The sequence below is a fragment of the Blautia sp. AF19-1 genome (assembly GCF_003479155.1).
In the GTDB taxonomy this organism is placed as follows: Bacteria; Bacillota; Clostridia; order Lachnospirales; family Lachnospiraceae; genus Fusicatenibacter; species Fusicatenibacter saccharivorans.
Genome location: NZ_QUGQ01000003.1, coordinates 115573 through 141998, shown reverse-complemented (window position 1 = coordinate 141998; position 26426 = coordinate 115573). Strand labels below are relative to the sequence as shown.

Genomic DNA, 26426 nt, shown 5'->3' with positions numbered 1-26426 from the left:
AGATCTTATTTGTTGTTGTTTTTCTCCAGCTCCTGCATTTTCATCGCACGAACCTTCAGCGGCAGACCGAACAGTGTGATGAATCCGTCTGCATCGTGGTGATCGTAGAGATCGCCGGTGGTGAAGGAAGCAAGAGACTCATTGTACAGGCTGTACGGAGAAGACTCGCCGGCTTTGATGATGTTGCCTTTGAACAGTTTGAATTTTACTTCGCCTGTTACGTATTTTTGGGTTACATCAACGAATGCCTGGATTGCCTCGCGCAGAGGAGTGTACCATTTTCCTTCGTAAACAACCTCAGCAAGCAGGTTTCCGAGATCTTTCTTTGTTTTCAGGGTCTCACGGTCGAGAATCAGCTCCTCTAACTGCTCATGTGCAGCCATCAGGATGGTTCCGCCAGGAGTCTCATAAACACCGCGGGATTTCATGCCGACAACACGGTTCTCAACGATATCAACAATACCGATGCCGTGTTTTCCACCCAGCTTGTTCAGCTCGGTGATGATTTCAGAAACTTTCATTTCTTTTCCGTTTAAGGTCTTCGGAACGCCGGCCTCAAAGGTCATGGTTACGTACTCGCCTTCGTCCGGAGCTTTTTCCGGAGGAGTGGTCAGTACGAGAAGATCGTCGTAGTTCGGCTCGTTGGACGGATCCTCAAGCTCAAGTCCCTCATGGCTGATGTGCCACAGGTTACGGTCACGGCTGTAGCTGTGGTTTGCATCAAACGGAAGGTCGATGCCGTGTGCTTTACAGTAAGCCAGCTCGTCTTCACGGGACTGCATGGTCCATACATCGGTCATTCTCCAAGGAGCGATTACTTTGATATCCGGAGCAAGGGCTTTGATGCCGAGCTCGAAACGGATCTGGTCATTTCCTTTACCGGTAGCGCCGTGGCAGATGGCAACAGCACCTTCTTTTCTTGCGATCTCAACGAGTTTCTTTGCGATAACCGGACGTGCCATGGAAGTACCGAGCAGGTATTTGTTCTCATAAACAGCGCCTGCTTTTACGCACGGCATGATGAAGTCTTCACTGAACTCGTCGATAACGTTTTCGATATATAATTTGGAAGCGCCGGAAAGTTTTGCTCTCTCATCGAGGCCAACCAGCTCGTTTCCCTGGCCGCAGTCGATGCAGCAGCAGATTACTTCGTAGTCAAAGGTCTCTTTCAGCCACGGAATAATGGCAGTAGTATCAAGTCCGCCGGAATAGGCAAGTACAACTTTTTCTTTCATAATGTAAGATCCTCCTTGGATTTCTCGTGCACCTATATGCGCGGTGCATCGTCAATGACTAAAATATACATCATACGACAGGATTATGCAAGCTTTTTTTCAGAAATTCAAAAAAAACTTGCATAATATACATTTGAGGTGTATACTTATGCAATCGACGGTATATGACAGCAGAAAACAAAGATTTTTCATTGAAAAAAGAAAATAATTGAGCTATCATAAAGAGAAAAGAAAAAATGTCCGGCAAGACAAGAAAACGGGCGAAAGAAAAAAGGAGAAAAAGGTATGATCAGAGCAGGAATTATCGGTTCTACAGGATATGCAGGAGGCGAGCTGGTGCGTATTCTCCTGGGACACAAAGATGTGGAGATTAAATGGTATGGTTCCAGAAGCTATATCGATAAGAAATATGCGTCGGTTTACCAGAATATGTTTCAGTTAGTAGACGATGTCTGCAAGGACGACAACATGGAGCAGCTTGCAAAGGAAGTAGACGTCATTTTTACAGCAACTCCGCAGGGACTCTGTGCTTCCCTGGTAAATGATGAAATTCTTTCGAAAGTAAAGGTCATCGACCTGAGCGCCGATTTCCGTATTAAAGATGTAAAAACGTATGAAGAGTGGTACAAGATCGAGCATAAATCCCCGCAGTATATCGACGAGGCGGTTTACGGACTGTGCGAGATCAACCGTGAGAAAGTAAAACAGGCGCGTATCGTGGCAAACCCGGGCTGCTATCCGACCTGCTCAACTCTTTCGATTTATCCTTTATTAAAGGAAGATCTCATTGATGGAAACACCATCATTATTGATGCAAAATCAGGAACTTCCGGAGCAGGAAGAGGAGCGAAAGTGGACAACCTCTACTGCGAGGTTAATGAAAACATCAAGGCATACGGCGTTGCCGGCCACCGCCACACACCGGAGATCGAGGAGCAGCTTTCCTATGCAGCCGGCTACCCGATCACCCTGAACTTCACCCCGCATCTTGTTCCGATGAACCGCGGCATTCTCGTAACGGCATATGCATCCCTGAAAAAAGATGTGACTTACGAAGAGGTTAAAGCCGTTTATGATAAGTATTATGCCAACGAGCAGTTTGTACGTGTTCTCGATAAGGATGTCTGCCCGCAGACGAAATGGGTCGAGGGAAGCAACTATGTGGATGTCAACTTCAAGATCGATCCGAGAACGAAACGAATCATCATGATGGGTGCGATGGACAACCTGGTCAAAGGCGCAGCAGGACAGGCGGTACAGAACATGAACCTGATGTTCGGACTGCCGGAAAACGAAGGCCTGTGCATGCCTCCGATGTTCCCGTAAAACAAAAAGACGAAACAGAAGACTTAAATGACGAAAAGCGAGGATAAGACAATGAAAAAGATCGAAGGAGGCATCACCGCTGCGAAAGGTTTTCAGGCAGCAGGCGGCGCAGCAGGAATTAAAAAACAGGGCGTAAAGGATATGGCACTTGTCTACAGCGAGGTACCGTGCGTAGCAGCAGGAACCTTTACTACAAACATCGTAAAAGCAGCTCCGGTCAAATGGGACCAGGAGATTGTATACAACCATCCAACCGCACAGGCAATCGTCTGCAACAGCGGAATCGCCAATGCATGCACCGGCGAGGAGGGCTATGGCTACTGCAGAAAAACCGCAGAGGCAGCATCGGCTGCACTTTCCATTCCAGAGGACTCCGTTCTCGTTGCATCGACCGGTGTTATCGGAAAACAGATTCCGATCGATAAGATCGCAGCCGGCGTGGAAATGCTGAAACCGCAGCTTGCAGCTACAAGAGAAGCCGCAGCTACAGCAGCACAGGCGATCATGACAACCGACACCGAGCCGAAGGAAGTTGCTGTTCAGATCGAAATCGGCGGAAAAACCGTAACGATCGGCAGCATGTGCAAGGGCTCCGGCATGATCCATCCGAATATGTGCACCATGCTGAGCTTTGTGGCAACCGATGCCAATATTTCGAAAGAGATGCTGCAGAAAGCACTGAGCGAAGTCGTACCGGACACCTACAACATGGTTTCCGTAGACGGTGATACTTCCACAAACGATACCGTTCTACTTCTGGCAAACGGTCTTGCCGGAAACCCGGAAATTACGGAAGAAAACGAGGATTACAAGATTTTCAAAGAAGCACTCTTTGAAGTCAATAAAACACAGGCGATGCACATCGCAGGCGACGGCGAGGGCGCAACCGCACTGTTCGAAGTGACGATTCAGGGAGCCGAGAGCAAAGAGCAGGCCGTGACACTGGCAAAATCCGTCATCACATCGAGTCTGACGAAAGCGGCAATCTTCGGCCATGACGCCAACTGGGGAAGAATCCTCTGCGCGATGGGTTACTCCGGAGCAAAATTCGATCCGGAAAATGTAGATCTCTACTTTGAGAGCGCAGCCGGAAAACTGCAGATTATCACGAAAGGTGTTGCCGTTGACTACAGCGAGGAGGAGGCAACGAAGATCCTCTCCGAGCCGAAAGTAACTGCGATCGCCGACATCCACATGGGAGAGGCGGCAGCAACGGCATGGGGCTGCGACCTGACCTATGACTATGTAAAAATTAATGCGGATTACCGTTCTTAAAAACATTCGGATGAAATTCTGAGGGAATACAACGAAAACGTGCCGGGAAATCGTATTTTCGGTACAGCAGAACCAGGAATCAAAAGAGGAGAGCGAGGAAAAAATCATGGTAAATCAGATGTATCTGGACAAAGCAAATGTGCTGATCGAGGCACTTCCTTATATTCAGCGGTTCAACCGCAAAATCATTGTCATCAAATACGGCGGAAGCGCGATGGTGGATGAAGAGTTAAAGAGAAACGTCATCCAGGACGTGGTTCTTCTGAAACTGGTCGGCTTCAAACCGATCATCGTACACGGCGGCGGAAAGGAAATCAGCCGCTGGGTCGGAAAAGTCGGCATGGAACCGAAATTCGTCAACGGCCTTCGTGTAACGGATGCCGATACGATGGAAGTGGCAGAGATGGTGCTGAACAAGGTCAACAAAGAGCTTGTCACCATGATTCAGTCACTCGGAGTTAATGCTGTCGGCATCAGTGGAAAAGACGGCGGTCTCTTAAACGTAGAGAAAAAGCTGTCCAAGGGAGAAGACATCGGCTTCGTTGGAAATATCAAAAATGTAAACCCGAAAGTGCTGTACGATCTTCTGGATAACGATTTCCTGCCGGTAGTCTGCCCGGTCGGCATGGACGATGATTTCAACACCTATAACATCAATGCAGACGACGCAGCCTGCGCGATCGCAGAGGCGTTAAATGCGGAAAAACTGGCATTCCTGACCGATATCGAGGGTGTCTACAAAGATCCGAAGGATCCGGAGAGCCTGATTTCCGAGCTCCACGTACAGGAAGCAAGAGATCTCATCACAAACGGAAATGTCGGCGGCGGCATGATTCCAAAACTGCAGGGCTGCATCGATGCGATCGGGAACGGCGTATCGAGAGTCCACATCATGGACGGAAGAATCCCGCACTGCCTGCTGCTTGAGATCTTTACGAACAAAGGAATTGGTACGGCTATTTTAGGGGAAAACAAGGAGAAATTCAATCATGAAGACGAATGAGTATATGGAACAGACCGAGCAGTACGTGCTTCACACCTATAACCGGTTCCCGCTTGTGATCGACCACGGCGAGGGCGTTCATCTGTATGACACCGACGGAAAAGCATATCTGGACTTTGCGGCAGGTATCGCGGTATATGCGCTCGGCTACAGCAATGACGATTATAAAAAAGCAGTGAAAGACCAGGTGGACAAAGTCATCCATGTTTCCAACCTGTTCTACAATGTTCCGATGGGCTCCGCGGCGGAAAAGCTGGCGAAGGCATCCGGCATGGATAAAGTATTCTTTACGAACAGCGGTACGGAGTCGATCGAGGGAGCCATCAAAGTAGCGAGAAAATACGCTTACTTAAAAGATGGCAGCAACGATCACGAGATCATCGCGATGAACCATTCCTTCCATGGAAGAAGCCTTGGAGCGCTTTCTGTAACAGGAAATACGCATTATCAGGATCCGTTCAAACCGCTGATCGGCGGCATTAAATTTGCGGATTTTAATGATCTGGAGAGCGTAAAGGCACAGATTACCGACAAGACATGTGCGATCATCATGGAGACTGTACAGGGCGAGGGCGGTATCTATCCTGCAACGAAAGAATTTTTACAGGGCGTGCGCGATCTGTGTGACGAGCATGATATCCTGCTGATCCTCGATGAGATCCAGTGCGGCATGGGAAGAACGGGAAAACTGTTCGCATGGCAGGATTACGGCGTACAGCCGGATGTCATGACGTGTGCAAAAGCACTTGGCTGCGGCGTTCCGGTCGGCGCCTTCGTGCTGAATAAAAAGACGGCAGAGCATTCGCTCATTCCGGGAGACCACGGAACGACATACGGCGGAAACCCGCTGGCCTGCGCGGCTGTCAATGCTGTATTTGAATGCTATGAGAAACAGCATGTCGTAGAGCATGTAGCAGAGACGGCTCCGTATCTGGAGAAAAAGCTGGACGAGCTGGTGGAAAAATATGACTGCCTCGCAGCACGCCGTGGAAAAGGCTTTATGCAGGGCCTTGTCGTAACGGGACGTCCGGTCGGAGAAGTCATCAACCGCGCGATTGAGAACGGACTTCTTGTGATTTCCGCCGGAAGCGACGTTCTTCGTATGGTACCGCCGCTTGTGATTACGAAAGATGACATCGATGAGATGATTGAAAAACTGGAGAAAGCATTACAGTAATGTGGAATAGACAGCCGTCTGGTTTCCTACGCAGGAGACCGGGCGGCTGTTTTCCTGCTGTCCCTGAGTTCTGTATAAAAACGGGGAAAAAAGGAATAGTATAAAATGTACTCTCGGGGCCTTTCTGCACTTGCTTTTACGGCCGATTTTCCGCCAGCTGCACCCAAATTTCATCAACGTACGCACCGCGTACGCCTCAGAAATTGGGTGCAGCTGACAAAAAATCTTCTCGTAAAATCAAGCGCAGAAAGACTCCGAGAGTACATAAAAAAACAGCAGGAGGAAAAATCAATGGCGGGAATTTTAACAGCGCTGCTTTCCGGCGCACTGATGAGTATTCAGGGCGTTTTCAACACAGAGGTGACGAAACAGACGAGTACATGGCTGGCGGCCGGCTGGGTGCAGATCAGTGCGTTTGCCGTCTGTCTTGCGGCATGGTGCATCACCGGGAGGGAGCCCATCGGGGATCTGTTCCGCGTAAAGCCGTGGTATCTGCTGCTCGGCGGGGCAATTGGCGCGTTTATCACGATCACGGTTATCTGGAGTATGGCAGGGCTCGGCCCGGCGAAGGCGGCGATGCTGATCGTCATTTCCCAGCTCGCAGCGGCGTGGCTGATTGAACTGTTCGGCCTTTTCGGTATGGAAAAAACGGATTTCACCGTGCGAAAACTGATCGGCATGGCGATCGCCGTTGTGGGAATTGTAGTGTTTCAGTGGGAATAACGATTAAGATTTCTACTTGTATTTTTATGGTTTCTTCGATACAATAGAAACGTAGTTATGCGTACACAAGGGACCCTTGCGCGTCAGATGCGAAGCGGAAGGGAGTACACAGCATGAAATTGAAAAAACAGCAGGACAGAGGCAGAAAACATGCAAAAATACTGGCGGCGATGCTGGTTTTTTTGCTCTGCGGATGCAACCACAGGGATACAGAATACAAACTGTCAGATAGCACAGGCGGGAGCACGACGGAAACCGTTTTCGGGAATCAGAAGGAAGTGGATGAGGAGCAGACGGTTTCCGAAAAAAGCGCCGGAGAAACCACAGGCATTCCGGAAAAACGTGAGGCACAGGAGGCAGCACCGGAAGAAACGGTGCAGGTTTATATCTGCGGTGCGGTCGCTTCCCCCGGTGTCTACACGCTGCCGGGCGGAAGCCGCGTAGTGCAGGCTGTGGAAGCGGCAGGCGGATTTCTGCCGGATGCTGAAGAAAAAATCCTCAATCTTGCACGGAAAATCGAAGACGGAGAGCAGATCACCGTCTGGACGCGCGAGGAGGCAGAAAACATGGAAATCACGGAAACGCCGCAGCAGAATACGGGCGGCACGGAGCAGGCTTCCGGTTCCGGCAAAGTCAACCTGAACACGGCCGGAAAAGAAGAACTGATGACACTCTCCGGCATCGGAGAGAGCCGTGCGGATGCCATCATCGCCTACCGCGAAGCAAACGGCCCGTTTGGTTCGATTGAGGAGATTATGAACATTGAGGGCATCAAGGAAAAGATGTTTGAAAAGATAAGGGGTTCTATCGAGGTTTAGAACAAGAAGGAGAAGAAATGGCAAAGAAAGTTCTTGTAGTTGATGATGAAAAACTGATCGTAAAAGGAATCCGCTTCAGCCTGGAGCAGGACGGCATGGAGGTTGACTGCGCATACGACGGCGAGGAAGCACTCTCCATGGCAAAAGAAAAAGAATACGATATGATCCTTCTGGATCTGATGCTGCCAAAGCTGGACGGATTGTCCGTCTGCCAGCAGATCCGTGAATTTTCCAACGTTCCGATCGTTATGCTGACCGCAAAGGGCGAGGACATGGACAAAATCCTGGGACTGGAATACGGCGCAGATGATTACATCACAAAGCCGTTCAACATTCTGGAAGTAAAAGCACGCATCAAGGCCATCATGCGCCGTGCGGCCCGCCAGGAGCCAAAAGAAGAGAAAGCAAAAGTCGTACAGGTGAAAGACCTGCGGATCGACTGCGAGAGCAGAAGAGTCTTCATCGGAGACCGCGAGATCAATCTGACTGCGAAGGAGTTCGATGTGCTCGAGCTTCTCGTCTTCAATCCGAACAAGGTGTACAGCAGAGAGAACCTGCTGAACATTGTCTGGGGCTATGAGTACCCGGGCGACGTGCGCACCGTAGATGTACATATCCGCCGTCTGCGCGAAAAGATTGAGAAAAATCCAAGTGAACCGAAGTACGTTCACACAAAGTGGGGAGTTGGTTACTATTTCCAGGCTTAAAAACAAAGAAAAATGGAAGTTTCTGCGGAGTCTGCGCTTCCGCATCACGGTGATTCTTGTGATCATCGGCATTGTACCGTGTGTGATCCTTGAGAAGAGCATCGTAAACAGCTATGAGGACCGTGCGGTATCGGTGCGCAGCATTACCGTAAAAAATCAGTGCGATATTATCTGCAACCAGCTCATCCAGCAGAATTACATGGAAGATCCTGGATCGGATGTCATCAACGGACAGCTCAGTATGCTGACGAATATTTACGGCGGCAGAATCCTGATTATCGATCAGGATTTCCGCGTCATCAAAGATACGTACGATATGGACCGCGGAAAGACGATTATCTCGCAGGAGGTCATCCAGAGCTTTCAGGGCAAGGAGACGAGCCAGTACGACCGGAAAAACAGCTATCTGGAAATGACGGTGCGGATTCAGAATACCGAGACGAAGGAGACGCTCGGCGTTATGCTCGTCAGCATTTCGACGGATGAGATCCGTGCGAATATGAAAATTCTGGAGACGAAGGGAATGACGATTCTTTCGATCATTGCGCTTCTCGTGCTGGTTTTTGGCTATCTGCTCGCGGGCATTCTGATGAAGCCGTTCCAGAAGGTCACCCGTTCCATCGAGGACATCACCGACGGCTATCTCGACGAAAGCATTTCTGTTCCGGATTACCTCGAGACAGAGCTGATCACGGACGCATTCAACAAGATGCTGACCCGCGTCCGTACGCTCGACGATTCCCGCCAGGAATTTGTTTCGAACGTCTCGCATGAGTTAAAGACGCCGCTTGCGTCCATGAAGGTTCTGGCGGATTCGCTGAACGGGCAGGAGGGCGTTCCGGTGGAACTTTATCAGGAGTTCATGCAGGATATTACCTCGGAGATCGACCGCGAAAACCAGATTATTACCGACCTTTTGTCGCTGGTCAAGATGGATAAAAAGGTGGCAGACCTCAATATCACCCAGGTCAATATCAACGAGCTGTTAGAGCAGCTGCTGAAGCGGCTTCATCCGATTGCCGCACAGAAAAATGTGGAGCTCATTCTCGACAGCTTCCGCCCGGTCAATGCGGAGGTGGATGCGACGAAGCTCTCGCTGGCGTTCTCGAACCTGATCGAAAACGGCATCAAATACAACAACGAGAATGGATGGGTGCGTGTATCCTTAAATGCGGATCACAAATATTTCTACGTGACGGTGGCAGACTCCGGCATCGGCATCCCGGAGGAGTCGATTGCGCATATCTTCGAGCGTTTCTACCGCGTGGACAAGTCCCACTCGCGGGAAATCGGCGGAACCGGCCTTGGCCTTGCGATTGCGCGGAGCGCGATTGTCATGCACCGGGGAGCGATCCGTGTATACAGCAAAGAAAACGAGGGAACGACATTTTCCGTGCGGATTCCTCTGAATTACGTGATGTAGGAGGTGGCGCACATGAAACGGATACTTGGCGTACTGCTGGCCGGCGTGCTGCTTCTTAGCGGCTGCGGGCAGTGGCAGAAGAGCCAGAAGGAGTCGGCGTATCACCTGTACTGCCTGGACAAAACCGGCACAACACTGGTGCAGGAGCCGTATGAACCAAAAGAAGGAACGGATCAGAAACTGATCAAGGAGCTGGTTGACGCGCTGCAGGAGAAACCTGCCAAGGACGGAAACCAGGCACTTCTTTCCAATGGGATTTCCATCAAGACGTATACGCTGGAGAACGGGCTCCTTACGCTGAACTTAAGTGGAGAGTACGGAGAGCTTGCGCGGCCGCAGGAGGTTTTGGTGCGTGCAGGACTGGTGCGTACCTTTGTGCAGGTTCCGGAGGTGGAGCGCGTGACGCTTCTGATTGACGGGGATCCGTTAAAGGATTCCAAAGGACGCGAGATCGGAACGATGACGGCGGACAGCTTTCTGGAAAATTCCGGAAGGGAAATTTATCAGTATCAGTATGCGACGCTGACACTGTATTTTGCAAATGAAGCAGGCGATCATCTTGTGAAAGAGACGCGGCGGGTGCCGTACAGCACGAACATTCCGCTGGAACGTGTCGTGGTGGAGCAGCTGATGAAGGGACCGAAAGAAGACGGCCACTATGCAGTGCTGCCGGATACGATGAATGTCTTAAGTGTCACGACATCCGATCGGATTGCCTATGTGAATTTTGACAAATCTTTTAAGGATTCTGCGCTTTCGAGTGTGGCGGAGCAGATTCCGATTTACGCGGTGGTGGATTCCATCACGGCGAACTGTAAGGTGGATAAGGTGCAGTTTTCCATCAACGGAGAGAGCGATGTAACCTTCCGTGAAACGATGAAACTCAATCAGTTCTACGAGGAAGACCTGTCTTATCTGGAGGAAAAAGATACATGAGAAAACGGCCCATGTGCCTGGCGTGTCTTGGATTCATGCTGGTGCTTGTGCTGCTGCGGATTGCGGGCGTGCCTCTTGGCACGCCTTTTTCTGACCCCAAATACGAAAACAAAGCGCAGCAGGGCAGGAAGGTGTGGATTGCAGGGACAATTGAAACGTATGAGAAAAAGAGCAGCAACAACGGGTATGTGCTGCGTGGGGAGGGAAGCAAAGGGAAAATTTATCTGCTCGCAAAGCGGGGAGATCTGCCGGTCGGAGCCGCTGTGCGGGTGTACGGAACTGTAAAAAAGCCGGAAAGCCCGCGCAATCCGGGGATGTTTGATGAGAAAACATATTATGAGGGAAAAGGCTGTGCGTTCTACGTGATTTCGGAACGGGAGGAAGTTGTGGATGCCGGGCGGTGGAATCTCGGCGAAGCGCTCCGGCTGGAGCGGGAGCGGTGCTGTGCCGTTTTAAAAGAAATGATGCCGGAGGAGGAGGCAGGTGTGCTTTCTGCGATGCTGCTCGGGGAACGGTCGGAACTCACGGAGGAGACGTATCTGGCGTATCAGCAGAGCGGTCTGCTGCACCTGATTTCCGTTTCCGGCATGCATCTGATGCTGCTCGGCATGGCACTCCGACGGCTGCTGATGGCGCTGCATCTGCCGAAAACTTCCGCGTCTCTGGCAGCGGCCGCCGGTATGGTGCTGTATGGCATGTTTACCGGCAGCGGAACGGCGACCGTGCGTGCAGTGGTGATGTTTGCGGTGCGGATGGGAGCTGTCGCAGTGGGAAGGACGTATGATTCCTTAAGTGCGCTCTCTCTTGCGGCAATTCTGATGCTGGCAGAAAACCCCTCGTATCTGGAGCAGAGCGGGTTCTGGCTTTCGTTTGGAGCAGTAACAGCCATTTCCGGGGTTTATCCGGTTCTGGCGGGGGAGAAGGCGGAACGGAAGAGACGCGGGGAAAAAACGGGGCTGGAAAAGCTTGCGGCGAAAGGAAAAGAGGCTGCGATGGTGTACCTTTCCCTGCAGCTTGTCATGATCCCGCTGCAGGCGTGGTATTTTTATGAGATTCCGCTCTTTGCGTTTCTGCCGAATCTGTTTGCAGGAGCTGTCATGACGGCGGTGCTGCTGACGGGTGCTGCGGGGCTTCTGGCGGGACTGGCAAGCGTGAAAGCGGGAAGTGTTGTTCTGCTTCCGACGCGGTTCCTGCTCACACTTCTGCGGCAGATGACAGCGGCGGTCGCACAGATTCCGGGAAATGTGTGGATCTGCGGTCAGCCGGAAAAATGGCAGATGGCAGGATATGGAATCATTCTGACCGGTCTGCTGGTGATACTGTATGTGCGAAAACGAAAACGGGAGATGAATCCGGATGGGGCAAAACGAAAAGGTGCGCAGGCACGAAGGCGGGAGCGGATGCTCTTTGGTATTACCATGTTTTTTGCCTGTGTTCTGCTTTTTTACCGTCCCCGGGAAACGTTTTCCATTACAGCGCTGGACGTCGGCCAGGGCGATTCGCTGGTGGTGGAGAGCGGCCGTTTTGTGATGCTGAATGACGGCGGGAGCAGCAGTGCGTCTGCGATCGGGGAAAAAAGGATTCTCCCATATCTGAAACAGCGCGGCATTGCCGCTCTTGATGCCGTTGTTGTCACGCACCCGGACGCAGATCACACGAACGGAATCCTCGAACTGCTGGAGCTGATCGGGGAGCAGAAAACGGCGCTTCGCATCCGCCATCTGTTCCTGCCTGTGTGGATGAAAGGAAGCGAAAAAGAAAATCCTTTTATTTTAGCCGCACAAAAAGCGGGAATTATGGTAGAATATCTAAAAAAGGGAGACGAGATCCGTGCAGGAGAACTCACCGTATCGGTACTTCATCCGGGAGCGGGCGAAGACTATACGGGAGAGGAAAACGCCGGAAGTGTTGTATTACAGCTTTCCTGCGGTGCCTGCCGCGCACTTCTGACGGGAGATCTGGAGGGAAGCGGAGAAGAAGAGGTCCTGGGGGCGGCAGAGCGGTGCCAGATTTTAAAGGTGGCGCACCACGGCTCGAGAAATTCAACGAGCGAGGCATTTCTGAACCGCATACAGCCGCAGATCAGCCTGATTTCCTGCGCGTGGCCGGGACGGTACGGCCATCCGCACCGGGAGCTGCTGGAGCGGCTTCGTGCCTGCAAAAGCCATATCTACGGAACACCGGTGGATGGAGCCGTGACAGTACAGCTGAAGCGTGACCGCCTGGCGGTTCACGGATACCGGTCGGATGTGGAATTTCCCGTCTCCTGAATGGTCAAAAGCTCCGGCTGCTGCGGCACTGCGCAAACGTGCTTCTGCCGGAACGAAAGAAAGAGGATGGAATGAAAAGCATTTTAGAAGATATCAAAACGCAGAATTTTAAGCAGGCCTACCTGCTCTACGGAGAAGAAGCCTATCTGAAGCATCAGTATAAAAACAAGCTGAAAAACGCACTGCTGCCGGAGGACGACACGATGAATTTCTCCCGCTTTGAGGGAAAAGGAACCGAGATTCCCAAAGTGATTGACCTTGCGGAGACGATGCCGTTTTTTGCGGACCGCCGTGTGATTCTGCTGGAAAATACAGGATTTTTCAAAAACAAAGCCGACGCGCTGGCAGACTACATGGGATCCCTGCCGGATTATCTGGTGCTGATCTTCGTGGAGGAGGAAGTCGATAAGCGGAACCGTATGTACAAGGCGGTGCAGAAGCAGGGAAGAGCAGTGGAATTTGCTCGTCAGGACGAAAAGACGCTGATGACCTGGGTACTCGGCATGATGAAAAAAGAGGGAAAAAAGATCACGCGCCAGGATATGGAAGATTTTCTGGAAAAGACGGGCGCGGATATGGGAAATATCTCGCAGGAGCTGGAAAAACTGCTCAGCTATACGATGGGAAGAGATGTGATCACGCGGGCGGATATCGAGGCAGTCTGCACAACGCAGATTACGAACCGGATTTTCGAGATGATCCGCGCGGTAACGGAGAAGAAGCAGCGGAAAGCGCTCGATCTGTATCAGGATCTGCTGGCTTTAAAGGAGCCGCCGATGCGGATTCTCTTTCTGCTGGCACGCCAGTTCAATCTGCTGCTGCAGGTCAAAGAGCTGCTGGCAGAGCATTGCGATCAGGCGACGATCGCAAAACGGACGGGACTGCAGAGCTTCGTTGTGCGGAACTATATTCCCATGTCGCGCCAGTATGCGGCGGAGGAATTAAAAGCGGCGGTCAATGACTGCGTGCAGATGGAAGAGGACGTGAAGACGGGAAAAATTTCCGATCTGCTGAGCGTGGAGCTGCTGATTACGAAATACAGCAGGGCGGCGTAAGAGCAGAGTTTTCTAAAAAGAACAAGGCGTATCGGCCAGTTTTCCTGTACCGGTACGCCTTGTTCTGTGTTTATCAAAAGATCTGTCGCGGCGCACTCTTTTGGTAAGCATAAAAAAAGAACCCAGCCACATGACGGTATGACTAAGTTCTCTTTGGTTTATATCTTTATTATGCGATTGAGTTTACAGCTTTGCTCAGATTGGATACTTTTCTGGCAGCGTTGTTTTTATGATAAACGCCTTTAGAAGCAGCCTTGTCGATGGTAGAGATCGCATTTACTAATGCAGCAGCAGCAGCCTCTTTATCGTTTGCAGCAACAGCAGCATCTACTTTTTTCATAGAAGTCTTAACTGCAGAACGGATTGCTTTGTTGCGGTCTGCCTTTGTCTGATTTACCAGGATTCTTTTCTTTGCGGATTTAATGTTAGCCAAACTGTACACCTCCAATATTTTTAAAATTAATGTGATTTAAGGGATGTTATTCAATGGAACAGACACGGGCGCTCCACTGAAACATGCTTTATTATCCTATAATATTTCGCATGGTTTGTCAATACATATTTTTGGAAAAATTGCAAAAACTACAACAAAAATACAGGAGAAGGAGAAAAGTATGATAGGAAAGTATAGGATGCGGACAGACCTGGCGATGGAGAATCAGGAAAAATTTGAGAGGGACCATGTGGAGATCTCCGGGGTCGAGATTGAGAAGAAGAAAAGAAAGGCGGAAATTCAGACAACCATTGTGAAAATCACATCGGAGCAGGGTGCAAAAATGATGGGAAAGCCGAAAGGGACGTATGTGACGATCGAAGCGCCGCTGCTTTTGACGGCAGACGAGGAGGAGAGCCGGAAAGCGGCGGAGGAGTTTTCCCACTGTCTGATGGAAATGGTGCCGGAAGCGTGCGGATCCGTTCTTGTGGCCGGCCTCGGCAACCGCGGCATCACGCCGGATGCGCTCGGGCCGGAGACGGTGGAGCAGCTTAACGTTACGCGCCATCTGGTGCGCACCTACGGAAAGAAGGGCCGGGAAGTGAGTGCCCTTGCTCCCGGCGTTATGGCACAGACGGGCATGGAGGCAGTGGAAATCCTGCGCGGAACGGCAGAACAGACCCATCCAGATGTGATTCTCGCCGTGGATGCCCTTGCCGCATGCAGTATTCACCGGCTGAACTGTACGATCCAGCTTGCCGACACCGGAATCTGGCCGGGCTCGGGCGTCGGAAACCACCGCAATGCCTTAAATCAGGAGACGCTCGGAGTGCCGGTCATCGGAATCGGTGTGCCGACCGTTGTAGGGGCAGGAACGATCGTCCACGATGCCGTCGCAGGCGTTCTGGAATCGCTGGAGGAGTCCGAGATGGATGAATTTCTGGGAGAAGTCATTTCACCGGCGCTCGAAAGCCTTTACGTGACGACAAAAGAGATCGACGAGATGGTCCGCCGCCTGGCCGGAGTTCTTGCGGCAGGTATGAATCAGGCATTTTCCGGGGAACTGTAACATATCATGAATATGGTGATAATATGTGGAATGCCAGGCGAAATGGACGATGGTTCGGATGGGGATGTCTTTTCCTGTCCTGCAGTATACTGCTGTTCCGCAGTGCAGCGGTTCTCCGGAAAAATCATTTCTTAGAGGGGAAAGTTCTGCTGCAGCGGGCGGCAGCACAGGCGGAGCAGTTATCCGTGGATGTGATGATGCCGCTTCTTTTTTATGACGGAAAAGAGGACGGAAGGGGATGGATGGAAAATCTCCTCGCGGCAGTGCGGGATCAGATACCGGCGCTTCGGGAGGGAAGCACGGCAGAAAATACGCTGTCTGCCGGGACAGAAGCAGCGGAAACGGATACGGCGAAGCAGGATTCGTTTCCGGGACCGGGAGCAGAAAGAGGGCAGACAGAATCGAAGGAGCAGGGAACTGAGGAAGATCAAAAGGATGGAACTCAAAAAGATGAAACTCAAAAAGATGGAATGGAAATCACGGAGCCGGAGCAGACGGAAACAGGAATCACAGAACCGGCAGCCGGAGAGTCGGCATCAACGGCAGAACCCGAAGCGCCGCAGTCTGTCCCGGAGGAGACCATCGAAACCGGCGGCGCACCGCGTGAGATTCTCTACCCGGAGGCCGACACGATTCAGGAGACAATTTCACCTGACCTTCTTGCTGACCCGCAGGCGCTCCTGAACCGCTTCTTCGTTGTCGATCCCAACACTTCGGTCCTGCCGGGCGAGATCGACGGCAGCACCCTGCTCGGAAAAGACCTGACCCTGCCGGAAAATGCCGAAGGCCCGCAGATTCTGATCTATCATACCCATTCGCAGGAAACCTTCGCCGATTCCCGTCCGGGAGAAAGAGCGGACACGGTAATCGGCCTCGGTGATGATCTGCAGGAGCTTCTGGAAAAGCAGTACGGATACGAAGTGCTTCATATTACAGAGGCATTTGACATGAAAGAAGGCTGTCTCGAGCGGAGCCGCGCCTACAACTACGCGGAGCCGGTCATCGCAGCGGCGCTGGAAGAACACCCGTCCATTCAGGTCGTGATCGACCTGCACCGGGACGGGGTCAATGGTTCAAAACGTCTTGTGACAGAAATCAACGGAAAGCCGACCGCGCAGATCATGTTTTTCAACGGCCTTTCCCGCACGAAAGAAAGCGGCGAACTGACAAGCCTGCCCAATCCGTATCAGGCGGAAAACCTTGCATTTTCCTTTCAGATGGAGTATGAGGCAAAACAGTATTATCCCGGCTTTTCGCGCTGTATCTATTTAAAAGGCTACCGCTACAACCTCCATCTCCGCCCGAGATCTGTTCTTCTCGAGGTTGGTGCGCAGACGAATACGGTCGAGGAGGTGAAAAATGCAATGGGGCCGTTTGCGGATATCCTGCATAAGGTTCTGTCGGGCAAAAGTCCGGCATCAGGCGGATAAATTTATCTTGCTTTTTTGAGTGGAATTTCGTATCATACAAAATAGACAGATTGCGGGAGTACGAAATATGGAGCAATCTGGTATCGTAGGGAAAAAGCAGGAGGAAAAAACTTGTCAGGAATAGATCAGAGTAAAATTCGTAATTTTTGTATTATTGCCCATATCGACCATGGAAAATCAACCCTTGCGGACCGTATTATTCAGAAAACAGGCCTTTTGACCGAGCGTGAGATGCAGGATCAGGTGCTGGACAATATGGATCTGGAGCGTGAGCGCGGCATCACGATCAAGGCACAGGCAGTCCGTACCGTATACAAAGCGGCCGACGGCGAGGAGTACATTTTAAACATGATTGACACCCCGGGCCATGTTGACTTCAACTATGAGGTTTCCCGAAGCCTTGCCGCATGCGACGGCGCGCTGCTCGTTGTCGATGCATCGCAGGGTATCGAGGCGCAGACCCTTGCCAACGTCTACCTCGCCCTTGACCATGACCTGGATGTGTTCCCGGTCATCAACAAAGTAGACCTTCCAAGCGCCGAGCCGGACCGTGTAATTGCAGAGATCGAGGATGTCATCGGACTGGAAGCGCAGGATGCTCCGCGGATTTCCGCAAAAACCGGCCTGAACGTGGACGAGGTGCTCGAACAGATCGTACAGAAAATTCCGGCACCGGAAGGTGATCCGACGGAACCGTTAAAAGCACTGATTTTCGACTCCGTCTACGATGCATACCGCGGCGTCATCATTTCCTGCCGTGTGATGGAAGGAAGCGTGAAAAAAGGAACGAGAATCCGCATGATGGCGACAGGCGCTGTCGAGGAAGTTGTCGAGGTCGGCTACTTCGGCGCAGGCCGTCTGATCCCGTGCGACGAGCTCTCCGCCGGAATGGTAGGCTATATCACCGCCAGCATCAAAAACGTGCGCGACACCCGCGTGGGTGATACCGTAACCGATGCCGACCGTCCGTGTGCAGAAGCACTGCCGGGCTACAAAAAAGTCAACCCGATGGTATACTGCGGCATGTACCCGGCCGACGGCGCACAGTACGGCGATCTGCGCGACGCGCTGGAAAAACTGCAGTTAAACGATGCATCCCTCTTCTACGAGCCGGAGACATCGGCAGCACTGGGCTTTGGCTTCCGCTGCGGTTTCCTTGGACTGCTTCACCTGGAAATTATTCAGGAGCGCCTGGAGCGTGAGTACAATCTGGATCTCGTGACGACCGCACCGAGCGTTATCTATAAGGTTCACAAAACCGACGGAACCGTCATTGACCTGACCAACCCGTCGAATCTGCCGGACCCGTCCGAGATTGATTATATGGAAGAGCCGCTGGTAAAAGCAGAGATTATGGTGACGACCGACTACATCGGACCGATCATGGAGCTCTGCCAGCAGAGACGAGGCCAGTATCAGGGAATGGAATACATGGAGACGACGCGTGCGATGCTTCATTACCATCTCCCGCTGAATGAGATTATCTACGATTTCTTTGATGCTTTAAAATCCCGCTCCAAAGGTTACGCGTCATTCGACTACGAGCTGCTCGGCTATGAGAGAAGCGAGCTTGTAAAACTCGATATCCTCGTCAATAAAGAAGAAGTGGATGCGCTGTCCTTCATCGTATTCGAGGGATCTGCCTACGAGCGCGGAAGAAAGATGTGCGAGAAGCTCAAAGAAGAGATTCCGCGGCAGCTCTTCGAAATCCCGATCCAGGCGGCTGTCGGATCGAAGATTATCGCCAGAGAAACCGTCCGCGCGATGCGCAAAGACGTCCTCGCCAAGTGCTACGGCGGCGATATTTCCCGAAAGAAGAAGCTGCTGGAGAAGCAGAAGGAAGGTAAGAAGCGGATGCGCCAGGTAGGAAACGTGGAGATTCCGCAGAAAGCCTTTATGAGCGTACTGAAACTGGATGAAAATTAAGAAATAAAAATGAGACCGGCCTGTCGGCGCCGCCTGCTGTTGCGGGAGCGCAGGGGCCGGTCTTTCGATCGTACGGAGGAAAAGCAGAATGAATAAAAAAAGAAAACCACTGGAACTCTATGTGCATATCCCGTTCTGCATCCGGAAATGCGCCTACTGTGATTTTGTCTCGGGACCGGGCACGAAAGCAATGCAGAAGGAGTATGAAGAGGCTCTGCTGGCAGAAATCGATGCAGCGGAAGAGACGGCAGAAAGTGAAGTGATTTCCGCCTTTTTCGGCGGCGGAACACCATCCGCAGTGGATGCCGGAATGCTCGCCCGTGTGATGGAAAAACTGCGGAGCAAGTACATTTTTTCAGAGGATGCTGAGATTACGCTGGAGGCCAATCCGGGAACGCTGGATGCGGAAAAACTGAAATGTTACAGGAAGAGCGGCTTCAACCGGATCAGTATCGGCTGTCAGTCGGTTCACGATGAGGAGCTGAAACGGCTGGGAAGAATCCACACGTTTGCGGAATTTCAGGAGAGTTTTGCACTGGCACGGGATGCCGGGTTTGCGAATATCAACGTGGATCTGATGTCAGGTCTGCCGGAGCAGAGTGAAGAGAAATGGGAAGAGAGTCTTCGGACGATCGCGGAGCTTTCTCCGGAGCACATTTCCGCCTACAGCCTGATCGTGGAGCCGGGAACCCCGTTTGCGGAGCAGAAACTGGATCTGCCGGATGAGGACACAGAACGCGAAATGTATGCCAGAACGGCGGAAATCCTCGCAGAATACGGCTTTTTCCAGTATGAGATTTCCAATTATGCAAAGCCGGGCTTCGCATGCCGCCACAATATCGGCTACTGGAAAAGGACGGATTATCTGGGGTTCGGGCCTTCCGCGGCATCGTTATTCGGAAACCGCCGGTGGACGAACACGGCAGATCGATCTTTGTATCTGAAAGCGTGCGGAGCACTGGAAAAGATCCGTGAGGATGAGGAAATTCTTTCCCGGCAGGATGCCATGGAAGAATTTATGTTTCTCGGCCTTCGAATGACACAAGGGATCTCGACGACGGAGTTTGAGGAGAAGTTTGGAAAGGAGATCCATGCCGTATACGGCGGGGTTCTGAAGAAATACGAAGCGATGCATCTTTTACAGGAACACAGCGGGCGCCTGGCTCTGACACGCGATGGGATTTCCGTCAGCAATGTGATTCTGGCAGATTTTCTGCTGTAAAAAGATGATAAAGAAATAGAACAAATGTTTGCACAACGCACGGCGGTGTGCTATAATGGGAGAAAACGAGACAAGATTCCTGTCCCTGTCCGGACAGGGATTCCAATTAATAAGAGGAACAGTTATGGCAGAGAAAAAAGAGTTTATCAGAATACGGGGAGCCAGGGAGAACAACCTGAAAGCACTGAATGTCGATATCCCCAGAAACCAGTTTGTTGTATTTACGGGCCTCAGCGGTTCAGGAAAGAGTTCGCTTGCGTTTGACACGATCTATGCGGAGGGCCAGCGGCGGTACATGGAGAGCCTTTCCTCCTACGCGCGCCAGTTCTTAGGACAGATGGAAAAACCGAATGTGGACAGCATCGAAGGCCTGCCGCCTGCTATTTCGATCGATCAGAAATCGACGAACCGGAACCCGCGTTCCACCGTCGGAACCGTGACGGAGATTTACGATTACTTCCGTCTTCTGTACGCGAGAATCGGTATTCCGCACTGCCCGAAGTGCGGAAAAGTCATCAGCCGCCAGTCGGTGGACCAGATGGTCGATCAGATCATGGCACTCCCGGAGCGGACGAAAATCCAGCTTCTCGCGCCGGTTGTGCGCGGCCGCAAGGGAAGACACGAAAAGGTGCTCGAACAGGCAAAACGCAGCGGCTATGTCCGCGTGATGATCGACGGCAGCCAGTATGAGCTGTCCGAGGAGATCACGCTGGATAAGAACCTGAAACACAACATTTCCATTATTGTGGACCGTCTTGTAGTCAAACCGGACATTGAGAAACGTCTGACGGATTCCGTCGAGAACGTACTGGATCTGGCGGACGGCCTTCTGGTGGTCGACACGATGGACGGAAATCAGCTCAACTTCAGCCAGAGCTTTTCCTGCCCGGACTGCGGCATCAGCATGGAGGAGATTGAGCCGAGAAGCTTTTCCTTCAACAACCCGTTCGGCGCCTGCCCGAGCTGTGCCGGCCTTGGCTACAAGATGGAGTTCGACGAGGATCTGATGATTCCGGACAAGACCGTATCCATCGCAGACGGAGCCATCACCGTGCTCGGCTGGCAGTCCTGCACGGACAAATCGAGCTATACGAGAGCCATTCTCGATGCGCTCGCAGAGGAGTACGATTTTTCCCTTTCCACTCCGTTCTGTGAATATCCGAAAAAAATCCACGATATCCTGATTTACGGAACGAACGGAAAATCCGTCAAGGTGCATTACCGCGGTCAGCGCGGCGTCGGTGTGTACGATGTGGCTTTTGAGGGGCTGATCAAAAATGTAGAGCGCCGCTACCGTGAGACCGGATCGGATTCTACAAAACAGGAATACGAAACCTTCATGCGTGTGACCCCGTGCCAGGCGTGCCATGGCCAGCGTCTGAAACCGACGTCGCTTGGTGTGACGGTCGGAGATAAAAATATTTTTGAAGTAACATCCCTTTCCATCGACAATCTGCAGAAGTTTATGCAGAACCTCGAACTCTCCGAACAGCAGCTGCTGATCGGAAAGCAGATTTTAAAAGAGATCCGTGCGCGTGTGAGCTTCCTTGCGGATGTCGGATTAAACTATCTGACCCTGGCGCGTGGAACGGCATCGCTGTCCGGCGGTGAGGCGCAGAGAATCCGTCTGGCAACGCAGATCGGCTCCGGCCTTGTCGGTGTCGCCTATATTCTCGACGAGCCGAGCATCGGTCTTCACCAGAGAGACAACGACAAACTTCTCGCGACGCTGAAACATCTGCGTGACCTCGGAAACAGCCTGATCGTCGTGGAGCACGACGAGGATACGATGCGCGCCGCTGACTGCGTTGTCGATATCGGCCCGGGAGCCGGTGAGCACGGCGGAGAGCTGGTGGCGATCGGAACGGCGGAAGATCTGATGAAAAATCCGAATTCCATCACCGGAAAATACTTAAGCGGAGAGCTGAAAATTCCGGTTCCGTCCGAGCGCAGAAAGCCGACGGGCTGGCTGAAGGTAGTCGGAGCAAAAGAGCACAATCTGAAAAATATCAACGTGAATTTCCCGCTCGGTGTCATGACCTGCGTGACCGGAGTCTCCGGATCGGGAAAGAGTTCCCTTGTCAATGAAATTCTGTACAAACGGCTGGCAAGAGATCTGAACCGTGCGCGGACGATTCCGGGTGCACACAAAGACATCATCGGTATGGAACAGCTCGATAAGGTCATCGACATCGACCAGTCCCCGATCGGAAGAACACCGCGTTCCAATCCGGCAACGTACACAGGTCTGTTCGATCAGATCCGCGACCTGTTTGCGGCAACGCAGGATGCCAAGGCGCGCGGCTACAAGAAGGGAAGATTCAGTTTTAATGTGAAGGGCGGCCGATGCGAGGTCTGCGGCGGCGACGGTATCCTGAAGATCGAAATGCACTTCCTGCCGGATGTCTATGTGCCGTGTGAGGTCTGCCATGGAAAACGGTACAACCGTGAGACACTGGAAGTCAAATACAAAGGAAAGAGCATCTACGATGTGCTGAATATGACGGTCGAGGAGGCACTGGAATTCTTCAGGCCGGTACCGTCGATTTTCCGGAAATTACAGACCCTGTACGATGTCGGCCTTTCCTACATCCGACTCGGCCAGCCGTCCACCACGCTGTCCGGTGGAGAAGCGCAGCGTATCAAGCTCGCAGCAGAGCTGAGCCGCCGCGGCACGGGAAAAACGATCTACATTCTCGACGAGCCGACGACGGGACTTCATTTTGCGGATGTCCACAAACTGGTGGAGATTCTGCACCGCCTGTCCGAGGGCGGAAATACCGTCGTTGTTATCGAACACAATCTGGATGTCATCAAGACGGCGGACTATATTATTGATATCGGACCGGAGGGCGGAGACGGCGGCGGAACCGTGATTGCGTGCGGAACGCCGGAGGAAGTGGCCAAGAGCCCGGTATCCTACACCGGAAAATATGTCGAAAAATATCTCTAAAAAATCCTTTCCATTTTAAAAGGGATTGTATATAATAAGAAGCGGGTTGGGTTCAGAACACATTCGATCCTTTTGTGTTTCGGGTGTTTTGAACCCGAACTTATTCTATACAAATTTCAAACAGATTAAAATAAAGAAAAATAAAAGAGAACAGGAAAGGGGATTACTATGGCTGCAACGACCGATATCGGAATTGATCTGGGGACGTCCAGCATCCTGGTCTATGCCAAGGGAAAAGGCATTGTATTAAAGGAGCCGTCCGTAGTTGCGTATGATAAAGATGCAGATAAAGTACGGGCAATTGGAGAAGAAGCGCGTCAGATGATTGGACGGACACCGGGCAATATTATGGCGGTCCGGCCCATGCGGCAGGGCGTGATCACGGACTTTCTGATCACCGAGCGCATGCTGCGCTACTTTATCCAGAAGGCAATGGGAAGAAGAGCATTCCGGAAACCGAGAATCAGCATCTGTGTGCCGTCCGGTGTGACGGAAGTAGAGCGGAAGGCTGTGGAGGAGGCAACGTACCAGGCGGGAGCCCGGGAAGTGCTGATCGTGCCGGAGCCGGTGGCAGCGGCAATCGGATCCGGAATTGACATTACGAAACCATGCGGAAATATGATCGTGGACATCGGCGGAGGCACGACGGATATCGCTGTGATCTCGCTTGCGGGAACCGTTGTTTCTAATTCGGTCAAGATTTCCAGTGAGACATTTGACCAGGATATCATCCGCTATGTACGGAAAACATACAACGTATTTATCGGAGAACAGACCGCAGAGGCAGTGAAAATCCGGATTGGTTCCGCTTATCCGCGGGCCGAGGAGAAAACGATGGAGATCAAGGGAAGAAACGTCATCACCGGACTTCCGGCGACGATTACGGTTTCCTCCGACGAAATCCGAGGTGCCCTTGTCCAGACGACAAACCAGATTGCGGACGCGATCTGTGCCGTGCTGGAAAAAACGCCGCCGGAACTGGCATCCGATGTTTTCGACCGCGGCATTATCCTGACCGGAGGCGGCAGTCTCCTTGCCGGAATGGACGAGCTGATCCAGGAGCGGACCGGCATCAATACCGTGACAGCAGAAAATCCGGCGAGCGTCGTTGCGCTTGGAACCGGCCAGTACCGCGAAGTGATGAATGAATTTGAAAGCCAGTTTTGATAAAAGATGAGTGAAAAAGAAAAAGTAGAAGGCTACGTAGAACACATTATTTTCCGAAATGAGGAGAACGGCTATACCGTCCTGAATCTGAGCATGAAGGGGCGCGAGCTGACATGCGTCGGCACGCTTCCGATGATCGGAGAGGGCGAGCTGATCGAGGCTTCCGGAGATTATATTGAACATGCTGCCTATGGAAAGCAGTTCCGCATTGAATCCTATGAGACGAAAGTTCCACAGGATTCTGTTGCATTGGAGCGGTATCTCGGTTCCGGTGCGATCAAAGGAGTCGGTGCGGCGCTGGCGGCAAGAATTGTGCGCCGCTTCGGTGACGATACGCTTCGGATCATCGAGGAAGAGCCGGAGCGCCTCGCGGAGGTAAAGGGAATCAGCGAGCGGAAAGCGCGTGAAATTGCACAGCAGGTGGCAGAAAAAGCCGAAATGCAGAATGCGATGATTTTCCTCTCGGGATATGGCATTGCACTGAATCTCGGTGCAAAGATTTATCAGCAGTACGGGGACAATGTGTACCGGATTTTAAAGGAAAACCCGTATAAAATGGCGGAAGATATCGCAGGCGTGGGATTTCGGACGGCGGATGAGATTGCCGGAAAAATCGGGATTGCCGTGGACAGCGAATTCCGCATCAAGAGCGGTCTTTCGTATGTGCTGAATCAGGCGACGGCAGAAGGCCATGTCTATCTGCCGGAACCGGTGCTGCTTCGGAGAGGGCAGGAACTTCTCGGCGTAGAACCGGAGCGGATGCAGAAATCTCTGCAGGATATGGCAATCGACAAAAAAGCGGTCATCCGCGAGCTCCCGGCCGAACGGGAAGGGGATGAGCCGCTGCGGATTGTGTACGCCAGCCAGTATTATTATCTGGAACTGAGTACGGCGCGCATGCTGCATGAGCTGAATATTACATGCGAGGAAGACCGTGAGGCAATCGAAAAGCGGATCGGAAAGATCGAGAAAAAATATCAGATCGAGCTGGATGAGATGCAGAAGACGGCAGTCGTTGAGGCGGCATACAGCGGTCTTATGATCCTGACCGGAGGTCCCGGAACCGGAAAAACGACGACCATCAATGCGATGATCCATTATTTTGAGGCAGAAGGCCTCGACATTTTCCTGGCAGCGCCGACCGGAAGAGCGGCGAAACGAATGACAGAGGCAACTGGCTGTGAGGCATGCACGATCCATCGTCTTCTGGAACTGACGGGAAATGTGGATGATTCCTCGGCAAATGTGCATTTTGAGCGGAACGCAGATAATCCGCTCAACGCGGATGTCATCATCATTGATGAGATGTCGATGGTTGATATCCACCTGATGCATGCCCTTCTTTCCGCGATTGTGCCGGGAACAAGGCTGATCCTGGTGGGAGACCAGAACCAGCTTCCAAGTGTCGGCCCGGGCAGTGTCCTCCGGGATCTGATCCGTTCGGAATGCTTTCCGATTGTCTGCCTGACACACATTTTCCGGCAGGCATCCCAGAGCGATATTGTTGTCAATGCACATAAGATCCATAATGGGGAAGAGGTTATACTGGACAATAAGAGCAAAGATTTCTTCTTTTTGAAACGGTACGATGTCAACGTGATCTGGAAAGTGCTGGTGACGCTGGTGTCCCAGAAACTGCCGCGTTATGTGGATGCCCGCCCGCAGGATATCCAGATTCTGACTCCGATGCGGAAAGGTGCACTCGGCGTGGAAAATCTGAATCAGATTCTGCAGAAATACCTGAACCCGCCCGCACCGGACAAAGCCGAGCGGGAAAATGGAGGTAATATCCTCCGCGAGGGCGACAAGGTCATGCAGATCCGCAACAATTACCAGATGGAGTGGGAAATCCGCGGCATCAACGGAATCGTGGCGGAGCGCGGTATGGGTGTATTCAACGGAGACCTCGGCATGATCCGGAGTATCAACCCGTATACCGAGGTGATCACCGTGGAGTTTGAGGAAGGAAAATTCGCAGACTATACGTTCAAACAGGCGGACGAGCTGGAGCTCGCCTACGCCACAACGATACATAAAGCGCAGGGAAGCGAGTACCCGGCGGTTGTGATTCCGCTGCTCGGCGGCCCGCGCATGCTGATGACGCGGAATCTTTTGTATACGGCCGTGACGAGAGCCAGAAAGTGCGTCACCATCGTTGGAAGTGATGTGACATTCCAGGCAATGATCGGAAATCATATCGAGGCGAACCGGTATACAACGCTCGCCAGAAGAATCTGGGAAATGCGGGAAGAAAACGCGTAAACACGTTTTTCCGGGG

General features: G+C 52.0%; 20 protein-coding genes. 18 read left to right on the top strand and 2 right to left on the bottom strand.

Features of this window, described 5'->3' with window-relative positions:
* Positions 1-5: 5 nt before the first annotated feature.
* The gene (locus DWX26_RS02810) at positions 6-1238 is read right to left on the bottom strand and encodes an argininosuccinate synthase (protein WP_055218598.1); all 1233 of its coding nucleotides are present in this window, start codon (positions 1236-1238) and stop codon (positions 6-8) included.
* 282 nt (positions 1239-1520) lie between these two features.
* Between DWX26_RS02810 and argC the strand changes: the two genes are divergently transcribed.
* The 11 genes from argC to holA all read left to right on the top strand — a co-directional run bounded on the left by argC (position 1521) and on the right by holA (position 13948).
* The gene (gene argC / locus DWX26_RS02805; RefSeq protein ID WP_022462202.1) at positions 1521-2561 is read left to right on the top strand and encodes an N-acetyl-gamma-glutamyl-phosphate reductase; all 1041 of its coding nucleotides are present in this window, start codon (positions 1521-1523) and stop codon (positions 2559-2561) included.
* 51 nt (positions 2562-2612) lie between these two features.
* On the top strand, positions 2613-3836 hold the full coding sequence (gene argJ, locus DWX26_RS02800; RefSeq protein WP_118600847.1) for a bifunctional glutamate N-acetyltransferase/amino-acid acetyltransferase ArgJ: 1224 nt from the start codon (positions 2613-2615) through the stop codon (positions 3834-3836).
* Between the two features lie 106 nt (positions 3837-3942).
* Complete coding sequence (gene argB / locus DWX26_RS02795) at positions 3943-4839, top strand: acetylglutamate kinase (protein WP_118600769.1); 897 nt, start codon at positions 3943-3945, stop codon at positions 4837-4839.
* Positions 4826-6016, top strand: a complete 1191-nt coding sequence (locus tag DWX26_RS02790) for an aspartate aminotransferase family protein (RefSeq protein WP_117801489.1) — start codon at positions 4826-4828, stop codon at positions 6014-6016. Before argB ends, DWX26_RS02790 begins: the two co-directional genes overlap by 14 nt.
* A gap of 291 nt (positions 6017-6307) precedes the next feature.
* Positions 6308-6739 carry a DMT family transporter gene (locus DWX26_RS02785; RefSeq protein WP_118595125.1) on the top strand — a complete coding sequence of 144 codons (432 nt, stop codon included), beginning with the start codon at positions 6308-6310 and terminating at the stop codon, positions 6737-6739.
* 113 nt (positions 6740-6852) lie between these two features.
* A complete protein-coding gene (locus DWX26_RS02780; RefSeq protein WP_118600767.1) occupies positions 6853-7557 on the top strand; it encodes a helix-hairpin-helix domain-containing protein in 705 nt (234 codons plus the stop codon).
* Positions 7558-7574: 17 nt separating this feature from the next.
* Positions 7575-8264 (top strand): response regulator transcription factor, encoded by a 690-nt coding sequence (locus DWX26_RS02775; protein ID WP_022462209.1) that lies wholly within the window; start codon positions 7575-7577, stop codon positions 8262-8264.
* Complete coding sequence (locus tag DWX26_RS02770; RefSeq protein ID WP_022462210.1) at positions 8209-9687, top strand: sensor histidine kinase; 1479 nt, start codon at positions 8209-8211, stop codon at positions 9685-9687. Before DWX26_RS02775 ends, DWX26_RS02770 begins: the two co-directional genes overlap by 56 nt.
* A 12-nt stretch (positions 9688-9699) precedes the next feature.
* Positions 9700-10623 (top strand): GerMN domain-containing protein, encoded by a 924-nt coding sequence (locus DWX26_RS02765; RefSeq protein WP_055227346.1) that lies wholly within the window; start codon positions 9700-9702, stop codon positions 10621-10623.
* Positions 10620-12893, top strand: coding sequence for a DNA internalization-related competence protein ComEC/Rec2 (locus DWX26_RS02760; RefSeq protein ID WP_118600765.1), 2274 nt, complete (start codon positions 10620-10622; stop codon positions 12891-12893). The genes DWX26_RS02765 and DWX26_RS02760 overlap by 4 nt, the downstream gene beginning before the upstream one ends.
* Before the next feature lie 71 nt (positions 12894-12964).
* On the top strand, positions 12965-13948 hold the full coding sequence (gene holA / locus DWX26_RS02755; protein WP_117509509.1) for a DNA polymerase III subunit delta: 984 nt from the start codon (positions 12965-12967) through the stop codon (positions 13946-13948).
* Positions 13949-14117: 169 nt separating this feature from the next.
* Here the strand turns inward: holA and rpsT are convergent, their stop codons facing one another.
* The gene (gene rpsT, locus DWX26_RS02750; protein WP_022462214.1) at positions 14118-14381 is read right to left on the bottom strand and encodes a 30S ribosomal protein S20; all 264 of its coding nucleotides are present in this window, start codon (positions 14379-14381) and stop codon (positions 14118-14120) included.
* Positions 14382-14562: 181 nt separating this feature from the next.
* Here rpsT and gpr point away from each other — a divergent pair, with 181 nt between their 5' ends.
* From gpr to recD2, 7 genes are all read left to right on the top strand, one after another.
* Positions 14563-15450 carry a GPR endopeptidase gene (gene gpr, locus DWX26_RS02745; RefSeq protein ID WP_055218620.1) on the top strand — a complete coding sequence of 296 codons (888 nt, stop codon included), beginning with the start codon at positions 14563-14565 and terminating at the stop codon, positions 15448-15450.
* A 23-nt stretch (positions 15451-15473) separates the two neighbouring features.
* Positions 15474-16880, top strand: coding sequence for a stage II sporulation protein P (locus DWX26_RS02740; protein ID WP_243030489.1), 1407 nt, complete (start codon positions 15474-15476; stop codon positions 16878-16880).
* Between the two features lie 111 nt (positions 16881-16991).
* A complete protein-coding gene (lepA, locus tag DWX26_RS02735; RefSeq protein ID WP_022462217.1) occupies positions 16992-18806 on the top strand; it encodes a translation elongation factor 4 in 1815 nt (604 codons plus the stop codon).
* Between the two features lie 88 nt (positions 18807-18894).
* Entirely contained in the window at positions 18895-20028 is a 1134-nt protein-coding gene (gene hemW / locus DWX26_RS02730; RefSeq protein ID WP_117804123.1) for a radical SAM family heme chaperone HemW, read from the top strand.
* 124 nt (positions 20029-20152) lie between these two features.
* Complete coding sequence (gene uvrA / locus DWX26_RS02725) at positions 20153-22981, top strand: excinuclease ABC subunit UvrA (protein WP_118600763.1); 2829 nt, start codon at positions 20153-20155, stop codon at positions 22979-22981.
* Between the two features lie 168 nt (positions 22982-23149).
* Complete coding sequence (locus DWX26_RS02720; protein ID WP_118600761.1) at positions 23150-24148, top strand: rod shape-determining protein; 999 nt, start codon at positions 23150-23152, stop codon at positions 24146-24148.
* A 6-nt stretch (positions 24149-24154) separates the two neighbouring features.
* Complete coding sequence (gene recD2 / locus DWX26_RS02715; RefSeq protein ID WP_118600759.1) at positions 24155-26410, top strand: SF1B family DNA helicase RecD2; 2256 nt, start codon at positions 24155-24157, stop codon at positions 26408-26410.
* The last annotated feature ends 16 nt before the right edge of the window (positions 26411-26426 follow it).